At 40.5% G+C, this 12,629-nt stretch carries 11 protein-coding genes; 6 read left to right on the top strand and 5 right to left on the bottom strand.

The annotated features are described in order from the left end of the window. Positions 1-135: 135 nt before the first annotated feature. From KO534_RS11835 to KO534_RS11820, 4 genes are all read left to right on the top strand, one after another. Positions 136-831, top strand: a complete 696-nt coding sequence (locus tag KO534_RS11835; protein ID WP_215929864.1) for an FFLEELY motif protein — start codon at positions 136-138, stop codon at positions 829-831. Between the two features lie 7 nt (positions 832-838). Beyond that, positions 839-1,282 carry an acyl-CoA thioesterase gene (locus KO534_RS11830; RefSeq protein WP_215929863.1) on the top strand — a complete coding sequence of 148 codons (444 nt, stop codon included), beginning with the start codon at positions 839-841 and terminating at the stop codon, positions 1,280-1,282. 6 nt (positions 1,283-1,288) lie between these two features. Beyond that, positions 1,289-2,470 (top strand): retropepsin-like aspartic protease family protein, encoded by a 1,182-nt coding sequence (locus KO534_RS11825; protein ID WP_215929862.1) that lies wholly within the window; start codon positions 1,289-1,291, stop codon positions 2,468-2,470. Between the two features lie 454 nt (positions 2,471-2,924). After that, positions 2,925-4,100, top strand: a complete 1,176-nt coding sequence (locus KO534_RS11820; RefSeq protein WP_215929861.1) for a hydroxymethylglutaryl-CoA reductase — start codon at positions 2,925-2,927, stop codon at positions 4,098-4,100. Positions 4,101-4,424: 324 nt separating this feature from the next. Here KO534_RS11820 and KO534_RS11815 read toward each other — a convergent pair whose 3' ends face one another. Together KO534_RS11815 and KO534_RS11810 are read right to left on the bottom strand one after the other, a co-directional pair. Next, complete coding sequence (locus KO534_RS11815) at positions 4,425-5,282, bottom strand: PA4780 family RIO1-like protein kinase (protein WP_215929860.1); 858 nt, start codon at positions 5,280-5,282, stop codon at positions 4,425-4,427. Between the two features lie 307 nt (positions 5,283-5,589). Further along, entirely contained in the window at positions 5,590-7,113 is a 1,524-nt protein-coding gene (locus KO534_RS11810; protein ID WP_215929859.1) for an FG-GAP repeat domain-containing protein, read from the bottom strand. 190 nt (positions 7,114-7,303) lie between these two features. Here KO534_RS11810 and KO534_RS11805 point away from each other — a divergent pair, with 190 nt between their 5' ends. After that, positions 7,304-8,152: a hypothetical protein gene (locus tag KO534_RS11805; protein ID WP_215929858.1), complete on the top strand. Its 849-nt coding sequence runs from the start codon at positions 7,304-7,306 to the stop codon at positions 8,150-8,152. Between the two features lie 144 nt (positions 8,153-8,296). Further along, complete coding sequence (locus tag KO534_RS11800; protein WP_215929857.1) at positions 8,297-9,193, top strand: DapH/DapD/GlmU-related protein; 897 nt, start codon at positions 8,297-8,299, stop codon at positions 9,191-9,193. A 60-nt stretch (positions 9,194-9,253) separates the two neighbouring features. On the opposite strand, the gene KO534_RS11795 is transcribed toward KO534_RS11800, so the two are convergent. From KO534_RS11795 to KO534_RS11785, 3 genes are read right to left on the bottom strand one after another with little or no spacing between them, the layout of a single operon-like run. Further along, positions 9,254-10,345, bottom strand: coding sequence for an alpha/beta hydrolase (locus KO534_RS11795; RefSeq protein ID WP_215929856.1), 1,092 nt, complete (start codon positions 10,343-10,345; stop codon positions 9,254-9,256). Between the two features lie 45 nt (positions 10,346-10,390). Next, complete coding sequence (locus tag KO534_RS11790; RefSeq protein ID WP_215929855.1) at positions 10,391-11,431, bottom strand: alkaline phosphatase D family protein; 1,041 nt, start codon at positions 11,429-11,431, stop codon at positions 10,391-10,393. Positions 11,432-11,437: 6 nt separating this feature from the next. Further along, on the bottom strand, positions 11,438-12,568 hold the full coding sequence (locus KO534_RS11785; RefSeq protein WP_215929854.1) for an alkaline phosphatase family protein: 1,131 nt from the start codon (positions 12,566-12,568) through the stop codon (positions 11,438-11,440). Between the last annotated feature and the right edge of the window lie 61 nt (positions 12,569-12,629).

Genomic DNA, 12,629 nt, shown 5'->3' with positions numbered 1-12,629 from the left:
CAGCTAAAATAGGGGTGGTCTTTTGTGACTAAGGTTTCTATTTTACCAACAAATTGATGTATCGTAGCTTAAAAATGGAAACACTAACCTTGGATGGACGGATGCCAAAGTATATTGGCACACTAAGCTAAAAATATGAGCGACAGCACCAAACAAATTATTCGCCATTTACATGGCATAAGTACGATGCAAGAAATTGCAGAAAAAGCTGGATTAATGCCAAACATCAGAGCAGTGCAAGCTTGGCAGTGCAAACGTCTGTTGACCAGTCATCAGCACATGTACCAACAGAAACGTTTTAAACCAGCTGTTGAATTTTTTATTAACGAACTCTACGGACCCAACGACTTTAGTCAGCGTGATCAAGACATAGCGCGAATTATTCCTAAAATGTCGAAATTTTTACCTGAAAGTGCTTTGCAATCATTAGCTTCAGCATTACACCTGAACACTCTATCTTTCGAGTTGGATTTTGACCTCGCCAAAGAGTTAGTAGGCACTGAGATTAATCGAGATACTTATGCGACAGCCTATGTAAAGTGCAACAATCACGCAACCAGACAACAACAAATTGACTATATCCGTACCTTGGGAAACGATTTGGCTGATGTAGTGAGAATGAAAGGTATTTCCAGCTTGTTATTTATCTCTCGAAAGCCGGCAAAAGTAGCAGGAGTGTTAGCCTTACATGAGTTTCTTGAAAAAGGTTTTAAATCCTTTAAGAACATTGGCGATGTAGACGACTTTATTAACCCAGTTATGGATAAAGAACACCAGATCATGCAGCAATTAATTAACCCCAACCTTCCGAACCCATTACCGAATGTGTAACCAATAGATGTCTTGGTTGCTTCCTAATCCGTTTTTATGCCAATGGCAAGTCATGCCAGAGCAGATAGATCATTATCAACACGCCAATAACGTGGCCTATGTCAGTCAGTTAGAAATCACTTCTTGGAAACATTCTAATCAATTGGGATTAACTATCGAGCAATATAAAGAGTTAGATAGAGGGCTAGCGATCAGTCGCCACGAAATCAATTATTTAGCCGCAGCACATATGAATGATTTAATTGATTGCGCCACCTGGATAGTAGAATGTGACAATAGACTTAAATTAGCGCGGCAGTTTCAGTTTATTCGCCGTAGCGACCAACTTACCCTATTGACGGCTCGAACAGAGTTCGTGTGTATCGCTTTGTCTTCAGGCAAACCTAAACGAATGCCGAAAGAATTTTCCGAAGTATACGGCGTTAACGTACAGCCAGTTGTTCATGATTGAAACGATATGAATAAATGGATAGTTTTATTGCTGTTATTACTAAGCGTTTCTGTCACCTTAAACGTGTATTTATTGTCTGATGCTTCTGCTCCTATTGATGTTAACACGCCAACATCAAAACATTTCACAACACAACCTGAACGAATATCCGAACAACAACAAAATTCTGCACTTAATCCTACTTTTAATGAACTAAAAGTTGCACCACGAGAACAATTTCCCGAAATAAACAATCAAGTACGACAACAAGAACAAAGCCCTGCTAAGCGCCTTGAGTTATTAGCACAAGCGAATCTGTGGCTCAAAAATGAAAACTTTCTGCAACTTGTGCCCTTTTTACGTGACTATTTAAAACGCTATCCCCAAGACATGGAATTCTTATTGATAGAAGCCAAAGTGAATGTTGAAACCACCTTATTAAGTGATGCCATCGCCCATTATTACGATTTATTAAGAAAGCCGATGACTGCTGCCCAGCGGCATGAAATTACAGATCAAATTCAACAATTAACCACTAACACCATCGAACAGTTAACCCGCAATTACTCTTGGGATATTTTAGCGATGTTTGTGGAGCCACTTTTACAACTAGAGCCAGATAATAGGTTATATATTCTAAGTCTTGCAAAAGCTTACGCTGAACTTTATCAAGAAAGCTTAATGGAAAACGCGCTTGCCTCCCTGGACTTTGACGATCAAGACGCTCAAAAAATCAGACGAATCATTGTGGCGCATCAAGCTTCACAAACCGAAAACACCGAGATAAACGAAACCAATAACCTCGACTCAAATAAGCTAGAAACAAACTTAGGGCACCCCATCCCACTGCAACAATTTGGTGACCAATATGTAGTCAATGCACGACTAAGCAGCAATCAAGTGGCGTTATTGATTGATACTGGGGCATCAATTACCGCCATATCTAAGCAATATTTTGATAATTTAAGCAATAGATATAAGGTTAATTATTTAGGCAGATTCACCATTGCCACGGCGGCTGGAAGCATAATGGCAAGAATCTACCAATTTCGAGAATTAACTATCAACCATGCGACTGTGGAAAACTTACCCGTGGTGGTATTACCACTGCAAAGCATTGAAAACGCCGATGGGCTATTGGGCATGAACTTTCTACGGGAATTTGACTTCAAGATTGACCAACAGCAATCGGTGATGTTTATCAAATAATAGTGCTACGGTGCACTGCCATCACCATTTTTGTTTTTAGTTGAGGCATCTACAAACAGAAGCCATTTTTACTTTCAAAAAATGTCGTTTAATGCACATATTGGACTCTCATTTCGGTTAAAAATTTTCCTATTATTTTGTCATTTTAGTTTAATATGGCTATCTCATAATTTATAACGATCGACTAGTAATATAAATTGAGATTGGTCTTATATTAGTGCAAGGAGGATGTTTTTTGGTGCAGTTATTTATACACATGCTAGTTAACAGTGCACAAAAAAAGCCTAAAAAATATAGGCTTACAGCTTGGCCTCACTCCTGCATATACTCACATGCCTTACATACTCAAACCCGCTTTTTTGTTTGTTTGTCAGCCTAGATTGAATACTGACAAACAAACATAAGAAGCTTAAGCTGTATGAAGGAAGCGTTATTTAATTAAGGAAATAAAACAATGAGTGATCCTACCCGTATTCCCCGCAACACGATGAATGACCATAGCCATGAATGGGCCGAAAAAAGAAGACAGTTTTTAACAGAAAAAACTGGTGCAACATTAGATAACACTGGGCACTATTCAGTCGACCCAAGCCAATTACCCGGCAATGTTGAGAACTTTATCGGTGTTGTGCAGTTACCGGTGGGCATAGCTGGACCGATTCAAATAGATGGCGAGCATGCTAATGGATTGTTTTATGTACCTTTAGCAACAACAGAGGGTACCTTAGTAGCCAGCTATAGCCGAGGAATGCGCGTTATTAACGAATGTGGCGGTGTGAAAACCACAGTTGTTGAGCAATTTATGCAAAGGGCACCAGCCTTTATATTTGCTGACGCTCGTGAAGCAAGAGAATTTGGTCACTGGGTTACCGAACATTTCCACGAAATCAAAGCTGCCGCAGAAGTCACTACTAGCATAGGTCAATTGGAACATATTCAGCAGTGGTCAGTCTCGAAAACTAAATACCTAAGGTTTAACTATACAACTGGTGATGCCGCCGGACAAAACATGGTCGGAAAGGCCACCTTGGCTGCCTGTGAATGGATTACTGCTAACTATCCCCATGAATGCGAATATTTATTGTCAGGAAATATGGACACCGACAAAAAGCACTCTCATTTGAACGTGTTACATTCTCGCGGTAAACGAGTGATCGCCGAAGTAGTGCTTAAAAAATCCGTTCTTAAGAAAATAATGAAGGTAGATACCAAAACACTCGCAAGGGCTACGGTTTTAGCAAATACCGGAGCCATGATGGCTGGAGCTGCGTACAATGGCCCTCATTCTGCCAATGGTATTGCGTCATTGTTTATTGCCACTGGCCAAGACGAAGCCAACGTAGTGGAATCACACGCAGGATTGTTAGCCCATGAATTACTAGATAATGGCGACATCTACATGTCGGTCACCCTGCCCTCTTTAATAGTCGCAACTTATGGCGGTGGAACCGGACTTCCCACACAAAAGGAGTGCCTTGAATTGTTAGGTTGCTATGGTCAAGGCAAGGCAAACAAACTAGCCGAAATTGTAGCCGCCACAGTTTTAGCGGGTGACATATCATTAGGTTGTGCCGTAATCGGCGGCCATTGGGTCAGTAGTCACGATAAACTGGGCCGTAACCGCGACTAAAACATTAAACAGTACTCTAATCACATTACTTTCTATGTATCCAACTGACCTTAATTTATTGAAAAATTAAGGTCAGTTTCAAGAGTATTGTTATTGGTGAGATAAGCTATTTTTAATGTGAGTTGAGCTACAAAACAGTTATTTACATACTCCCTCACCTATTGCTGATCATTTACGCAGATATAATGAAGTATCTTAAAAAGTCGCCTTTCACCTTCCTATTAAACAAATTTAGTGAGTCTTTAATTGTTTGCCCTAGAATCGCTTAGCTCATTACTCTCTAAGCTTCATCAGATTCGCGATTTGTTACGCCGTGTAAACTGATTAAAGCGGTTCGTTGGCTTCTTTGACTCTTTCTTGGCGGGCTTGTTCTTCGGCGAAAGCGGCTTTGATTTCTTCTAATACCGAATCTACGTCTGCATCTTCTTCTGGCTGCAAATATTGTCCGGTTAATTCAGTATCAACGGTTAATTCACCGGCCTCGAATAACGCCCACATTTCTTCTGCATAAAACGTTTTTGTTAATTCAGGGGCGTACTGTCCGTAATACTCATTCATATTTCTAACGTCTCGCTGTAACATGCTAAAGGCATTGTTATTTGCAGCGGCATCGACTACTTGGGGTAAATCAATAATGACAGGGCCGTAGTCATCGACCAATACGTTAAATTCTGACAAATCGCCATGTACCAGTCCCGCACACAACATTCGCATGACGTAAAGCATCACTAAGGCATGATCTTCGATGGCTTGCTCGGCAGACATGGATACGTCGTTTAGTCTGGGGGCGACTTCCCCCTCGTCGTCTGTTACTAATTCCATTAATAACACCCCTTCATAACAACCGTAGGGTTCTGGTACTCTGACTCCGGCTTTCGCTAACTTAAATAAGGCGTCAACTTCAGTATTTTGCCATGCATCTTCTTGCTGCTTACGGCCAAACTTTGAGCCTTTTTCCATGGCTCTGGCACGGCGAGTATTACGTACCTTACGACCTTCTTGATATTGCGCGGCCTTTTTGAAACTGCGTTTCATTGCCTCTTTATAGACTTTAGCACAACGAATTTCAGTTCCGCATTGCACCGCATACACTGTGGCTTCTTTACCGCTCATAAGCTGATAAAGGACTTCATCTATCAAACCATCTTCTACAAGTGGTTGTAATCTTTTTGGTATTTTCATTAAAACCTAAGGCCAACAGTTTTAGTTGTTGGTTGAATTATCACGTCGTTCGAATCATCTAGATTTGAACCCCTTAAAAACACAAATAATATGATATCAAGTTTACTCGCCACAATGATATCTAACACGCTTACAAAGTTTACCACAGCGGAAAAACCTCTGAAAATCAAAATAACCACTCAGCTAGGTAAACTATGACCCTGCGCCTACAGGGAACAATAGTATAAGCGGAAATCTACACATAAATAGGGAATAAAAATCATATCTGATAACAACACAGTCTCGACAACTTTCAATGAATCTCCCGCTAATTGGCCATCAATATTATAAATCGTTTTAATAACTCTGAACTATCTGCGGACCCGTGATGTAACACTATATCTGTTTTGCCATCGCCGTTAATATCACCAGTAGCAGCGTCGAAAGGGTTTTTAGGCATGGCTATTTTTTGTTTTTGGGCGCGTTTTGCATAGGGCCTTTTATGGTCAGGAGTCGCAAACAACACTCGAATCCTATCATCGCTATCTGAATACACTATATCTTTAACCCCGTCACCGTTGATATCTATCATTTTAACTAAAGGCTGCCCCTGTGCCCCAGAGGATAAACTAAAGGTCATTTCTACTTCTTGGCTTACAATGGGTTTTTTACTATATTGTCCCGTTTCATCCATCGAAAAAATTAATACATCTTGGTCAATACTGCCGGATAATAATGCCCCTATAATTTGTGAAATTCCGATATCAAAAGAGGAAACAGAGACTTCCTTTTTACCATCCAAATCTGAGTCAAACACGACAAGATCAGACAAAGTTTCAGTTGAAGTAACACTAGTATTGGCGATATTTGGATAGCTCAACTTCCCTTTTTCTATCACGGAGTAATAAAACTCAAAGTCGATTATTTTATCTAAAACCCCAGAACTTTTAGTAAACTGAACCGCGATATCAGGAATACCATCAGCGTTCAAATCCTCAATTTTCCTCACCACTCTGTGTTGAATATTGCTTTGGTCCATCCTCTGCCCATTTGCAGCTTTGATATCCCACCAATCCAAGGCATAAATGTTATTGTTAATTTCTATCTTGGTGGCAATGTCGGAAAACCGCATATCATCTTGTTGCGCAAACACATTGAGTTGCCCTTGCTCAACTGTTACTAGGTCCGTTTTACCGTCTGCATTCATATCTTGAAAGTATAGTTTTTGATCATGATACCCCACACCACCTTCTTCCATTTCAATCCGCGCAGCTATTGGTAATGTTTGTGGATGCCTCGCGCCGCAGCAGTCAGATAACCATAAATTCAGGTGTTCAAAGTGTGGCAAAATTATGTCGTCAAGGCTGTCGTTATTGATGTGTCGTACAAAATCCATTTTTTGAAACGCGTCAGGTTTATCACCAATATACATAGACGCAACTGACTCAGCCTGCACCCAAGTTGATTTTTGTGACAAATGCGCTGGCTCATATCGATACACGTTGCTTTTGTCTAAAAGATATAATCGTTGCAAACCATCAAGTAGAGGTTCGCCCACGTCATAAGCAAATACATTAGGAGCAATTTGGATAGTGTCCTGTGCAATATAGCTATCGCTGTGGGTATCGAAATAATAAATCACTAACATCCGCTGTTGTTGGTCATCTATCCCAACCACAACCAACTCTTTGCCTGCATGGGGTAACAGGTCAGCGATTAAAACCGGTTGATCAATATTAAAATTTACGTCAATTTGCTGTTGCGAGAAAATGCCAGAAATTTTCGCGTTAGATGAAGTAGCTATAAACCCAAAGCAGGTAAATAAAAAAAAGTAACGAAAATGATGAGCCATTAAGTAACACAATTCCATATAGATTAAGGATACGTGTTATACATTAGCAAATTATATAATCTTAAAAAGCTAAAAAATGTAAGTGCTTACGTATTAGTGTTGCGTTAGGTTAGATAACCCAAACTTGATCCTTATGTCACTCGCAGTGGTATGCTTAAAAATATTAGTTAAATCAATTAGGAGTTTAATTGTGGGTAAACGTTTTGCGTTAATAAGTGGATTGGTAGCAGTCTTGGCAACGCCACTAGTATGGGCCGAATCGCCAACTCAAACTCACCCATTTGAAACATTGCGCGGTTTAGAACGCTTTAATAAATCCAGTACTTTGGCCATGCACGATGTGACTCAAACGCCCGATGCTTTACTTGAAATTAAAGGGATTAAAATTGGCGACAACATATTACAACAAGCCATCAATCTAGAAGAGCAAGGTGGGCAGTTAGGTCGTATTCGTGGAGGCTCCCGTAGCGATAAGATTAAACTTAGTTTTTACCAGCCCTATGAAGATTCTCGCCTAGAGCAAAAAGTGGAATTGTACTTCGATAAATACAATGGGTTTATTAAACAAGTTACAGCCACTTATTTCTTGCAAGATGCCTATTTAAGCATAGTCCCCATTAGGGAGCAGAGCCTAAGTGTCGCAATTGATAAATTTGGCACACCTATGACCATGCAGCAAGTCTATGATTTAAGTGGTCAAAAAAATGGAGAAGTTAAATTTGAACGTTTTATTAAAAGACTACAAAGCAATGATCAGATACACCCCTTAGCCTTAGAGTATTTTCAAAAGCGTAACATTTCTAGAAGCTCAAAATGGGTGAAAGGAGAACAAGATTACGCTCTTATGCACAGTGGCTTTGACCGCTGTTATTTATGGCAAACTAATACATTTCAACAAATTTTGACCTTTTGCTTTTTTGATAAAACTAGTGCTAACCCCAACTCCAGAGGTGTTGAGTTAGACTTACATGACTTCCCTACTAGTCAACAAATTACGGAGCTAGGGAACCCACATGACAAACCTAAAATATTGTTGTAACCAATAAAACCGCACATCCTGAAATATCCATTTCGCGGCAGTATGGGCTTATGGCATAACCTATAAACAAATACTGGCTGCGAACAGATCCAATTCACGCGATAATCCCACTATATTCAAATTCTCTTTTTTTAGGACCTAATAATGACAATTACCCGCAATGGTCACCGATATATTGATGTCGAAAGTGGCAAAACCTTAGATGTTTGGTTTCCTCGTAGTAACAAAAAAATTGAGCGTCATTGCTTAGCCAGCAAAGTCGGCTTGATTAAAGGCGAGTTTGTGGAAATCACTGTTGATATCACAGCATCACCGCAATCTGCTGAAGACGCCTATTTGCGTCTGCATTTACTATCAGAATGTGCAGTGTTGCCCAATAATATCAACCTTGAAGGGGTATTTGGTTTATTGACCAATGTGGCTTGGACTTCAGCTGGACCAGTATTACCTAATAAGGTAGAAGAATTGAGAGAACTCATTGCCTCAGAACCTCATCATTTGGCTGTTACTTCTATCGATAAATTTCCAAGAATGGTCGACTATGTGATCCCCGAAGGTGTCAGAATTGGTGACGCTGATCGCGTGCGTATGGGAGCACATTTGGCACCGGGCACAACTGTTATGCACGAAGGTTTTGTGAACTTTAATGCGGGTACTTTAGGAAGCTCTATGGTCGAAGGCCGTATTTCACAGGGTGTAGTAGTAGGTGATGGCTCTGATATTGGTGGCGGAGCTTCAACTATGGGTACTTTGTCTGGTGGCGGTAAGTCAATTAACGCTATTGGCAAAAATAGTATGTTGGGCGCAAACGCGGGTATTGGTATTTCGTTAGGCGATGATTGTATCGTTGAAGCGGGTTTATACGTCACAGCTGGTACTAAAGTCACTACCCCAGATGGTGAAGTTGTCGCAGCCCGTCAGTTATCAGGTTTAAACGGTTTATTGTTCCGTCGTAACAGTCAATCAGGTGCAGTAGAAGCCGTAGTTGCTGACTCTTCAAAATGGGGTGGTCTAAACGCCAGCTTACATAGTAACGATTAATTCCAGTTACTCTTTATTGACGAATAAAAAAGGCGCTTTTAAACAGCGCCTTTCAATTGACTATTTTTGAATTCGAAAAAACTCATCGACATTCATAAAGCGACTTAGTGACAATTTTTGTGGTTCAACAGATGAATCAAACACCACTTCAAATCGCTCCCCTAGCTGATAAAATTTTTGAACTGAGCTAGCTAGTAGCGAATGTTTGTTAGATTCGAGTTGCAGCATTAACTGCCCTTTTTGCAGCAAAACTTCGATTAAAATGTTTGTTGTTTTACTTCGGTAAAGCCCAACAAACTGAGTCAGTTGTTGCTTGCTTAAAACAACATTCTCTTTCGCAAACACATAGTGTAACCCCCAAGTATTAGCAGCAGCTTTGACACTTGCGTGGCCCAACCCCTTTATACGTTCAAACCTAAATGACACATCTTTGAAGTGTTGTGTTTTGAAGTAACTTTCAAGATCATCGAAGGCTGAGATTAAGCTATCAAATTCACCTATTGCAGAATACAGTTTAATGGGCCGAGTGAGTTTTTTATGCTTCAACCCTTTTGCATAAGAATACAAAATATCATTATCCCAACCAGAGGCCGATGCCGTGGGAACATATCCATTAAACAAATTGGGCTGTGTAAACAAAGTGTATAAGGTAAATAACCCGCCGTAGGAGCTTCCCATCAAAATTCTATCATCGCTAGTACTATATTCACTGCTCATAAAAGGGATAAGCTCTTGTTTGATAAACTGCAAAAACTTTTCAGCACCGCCAGAATTTGGCACTGATGACAAATGACTTGGTGTGAAGTCCCGCGCCCGTAAAACGTCTGGATTAGGATTTTCTCCTCCCCATTGAATACCCACTAAAATGGCTTCGGGAATAAAACCATCGTAGAAGGATTGTCCGTAGGTAGACACCATCAAAGGAAAGTCCCATTGCGCATCAAGAAAATAAATGACGGGATAACTTTTATCTGACTCGCCATAACTTGCCGGTGTATTAATCAAAAGTTGATATTCTTGATTAACAACGTGAGACTCAAGAGTGCGTATTTGTGAGCCTGCAATTGAGAATTCAGCTAAATGTTCTTTAGCTTGAACCTTAACTAGGCTCAAGCCAATTAACACCATCAAACCCAACTTAAACATACTCATCATCGTTTCCCAAAAAAGTGTGATGATTGAGTCTACCTTTACTCCCTAACCTTTGTCCAAAGACAGTGTTTTTGTCATGACCTTTTTGCCTGTAACATCTTTAATGGACATACTAAGTTGCTTATTATTGAGTTCAATTACCCCGTAGTTCGCTTTACTATAGCTTTGCCCTTGACGATGGGTATTCGGGCTTACGGCCTTCCACTCTTCAGTTAAACCTGAGGTGGTCATTTCCCACAAGGCTTTGCCGTTTTGTCGGGATATTTGGCTTAACTCACTCCAATGGGTGTCACCACTAACAATAATCAAATTATCAATTTGATATTTATCTAGTAAGCCTAAAAATCTTTGCCTTTCATGGGGTAAATTTGCCCATGACTCCCACCCAGAAAATTCTGGCAATAATTGAATACTACTGGCAAATATACGCACATCCGCTGGTTGTTGTAATTGTTGCTCTAACCATTGCCATTGAGCATCCCCTAACAAAGTGTTTTTGGGATCAGAGTGAGGTAAATAGGGGCCTAAATTATTGGGTGCTTTGTTACTGATATATTCAAGCTTAGAAACCGAGTTAAGGGGGCCTCTATTCCAGCGCAAGTCGGGAAGAATAATTTGTACTCGAATCTCATCCTGAGTCAACATATGACTCGTATAAATACCATCAGCCCTAGTGCGCCTTATGCTATTTTTTGGAACCTTAAAATAATCCAAGAGGATTTGACGCGAGGCTTCTTTTTGTGGGTATTCAGCGCCGGCGTCGTTTTCACCAAAATCATGATCATCCCAAATACCAATAGTAGTGGTGTTAGCCAACATAGTTTGCATACCTGCGGTGGCCCATTGTTTGGCGTATTTACCCTCCAGCTCTGACATATTTTGGGTGTCGCCATAAATATTGTCACCCAACAAAACAAACAAATCGGCTTGCTCTTGGTTCATTGGCTGCCAAATGGGCTGAGGTTTGTCTTGATGCAAACATGAACCAAACAAAATTTTAATCTTGGTCGCGGAGACCTCTTTAGCCATGGCCGGAATGCTCATTGATATAAGAACGAGCAAAATACTGTTTACGACATATGTCATGATCATTTATCTCTGTTTGACTATAGGTAAAGGTTGTCCAATATCAGCAGAAAATTTCTGATAGTCTAGGTTGAGCAATTGAATTGCAGTAGCCGCAACCTGATTCAAACTCAAATTCTGTTGTTGCTTAGTATCTAGGCGAGTTTTTACATCAGGTCCCATCGCGGCTAACCAAACCTGATCCGCACCAGGTATGCCATTTTCAAAATGATTGAGGCCATTTAAATACCCCTTTACCGCTTTAGCACTTGCATGATGTTGCCAAGTTTTTGCTGAATTTCCACGGCCATGATCAACGGTAATCACTAAGTTAGTCTTGCCTTGATACTGCTCTAAGGATTGTAATAACTCCCATATATTGGCAATAAATTGATCCGCTCTTTTGGCTCCACGCAAGTACTCTGGATAGTTACCCTGGTGAGCAAAATCATCAGTTTCTCCAAGGGCAAGATAGATCACTTTAGGTTGATATTGCAAAATATACTCCTGTGCAAAACCAGCAGTAAAAGCATCTAAACGCACGTTGTGCCAAGGACTGGGAATTTCCTTTTGTAGCGCATTTAACCACTTGGCCTTTTCAGATAAATTAGGCCAAGCGGCTGACTCAAACCCTGCGTTTATGGGAATTTTGCTGCGTTTTCGGTTGATAATTGCCGGAAAGACATCCCAGCTGGCAAATGCAGCCACTTGATTTTGGTAGCCAGACTGACTATTTAGCCACTCTAAAAAGGTGACGTTTGCATTATCACTGGCATGATTAGAGTCAATTTTGGGGTCCGCTTTACCTGTTAATAACTCGTTATAACCAGGATACGAAAACCATAAATTATTAGTGAGTTGCATCGATGAATGATTATCTCGGTCACCCAGTAAAATGCCCTGTTTGGCGACAACTTGCCATAAGAATGGCAGTAACTTATGACGCTTCTCCTGTGCCGAATTACCAGCAAACTCTTGCTCAATCGCCTCTCTCTTTCCTTCAAAGTCTTCTAAGTTGAGCACATCATCTTGATAACCCCGAAACACTTCCTGCCAGCGCAGTCCGTCGAGACTCACTACTAACAGGTTATCCGCAGCCATTATTGGCGCATTAAAAAATCCTAGATACAACAGCACATAAACGTATAAGTATTTCATATTAATTCATCGCAAATAAAAAAAGGGACGAACATAAAGTCCGTCCCAAAAGTGACACACA

Origin of the sequence: Paraglaciecola arctica, from assembly GCF_018861065.1 — a bacterium.
GTDB lineage: Bacteria > Pseudomonadota > Gammaproteobacteria > Enterobacterales > Alteromonadaceae > Paraglaciecola > Paraglaciecola arctica_B.
Note: the sequence above shows the minus strand (reverse complement) of the source record. Positions and strands in the feature narration are given on the sequence as shown.

What these genes read in the sequence shown, in the direction of transcription:
- KO534_RS11835 (WP_215929864.1), top strand. Translation starts at nt 136, where the DNA reads ATGAGCGACAGCACCAAACAAATTATTCGCCATTTACATGGCATAAGT.
- KO534_RS11830 (WP_215929863.1), top strand. Translation starts at nt 839, where the DNA reads ATGTCTTGGTTGCTTCCTAATCCGTTTTTATGCCAATGGCAAGTCATG.
- KO534_RS11825 (WP_215929862.1), top strand. Translation starts at nt 1,289, where the DNA reads ATGAATAAATGGATAGTTTTATTGCTGTTATTACTAAGCGTTTCTGTC.
- KO534_RS11820 (WP_215929861.1), top strand. Translation starts at nt 2,925, where the DNA reads ATGAGTGATCCTACCCGTATTCCCCGCAACACGATGAATGACCATAGC.
- KO534_RS11815 (WP_215929860.1), bottom strand. Translation starts at nt 5,282, where the DNA reads ATGAAAATACCAAAAAGATTACAACCACTTGTAGAAGATGGTTTGATA.
- KO534_RS11810 (WP_215929859.1), bottom strand. Translation starts at nt 7,113, where the DNA reads ATGGCTCATCATTTTCGTTACTTTTTTTTATTTACCTGCTTTGGGTTT.
- KO534_RS11800 (WP_215929857.1), top strand. Translation starts at nt 8,297, where the DNA reads ATGACAATTACCCGCAATGGTCACCGATATATTGATGTCGAAAGTGGC.
- KO534_RS11795 (WP_215929856.1), bottom strand. Translation starts at nt 10,345, where the DNA reads ATGAGTATGTTTAAGTTGGGTTTGATGGTGTTAATTGGCTTGAGCCTA.
- KO534_RS11790 (WP_215929855.1), bottom strand. Translation starts at nt 11,431, where the DNA reads ATGACATATGTCGTAAACAGTATTTTGCTCGTTCTTATATCAATGAGC.
- KO534_RS11785 (WP_215929854.1), bottom strand. Translation starts at nt 12,568, where the DNA reads ATGAAATACTTATACGTTTATGTGCTGTTGTATCTAGGATTTTTTAAT.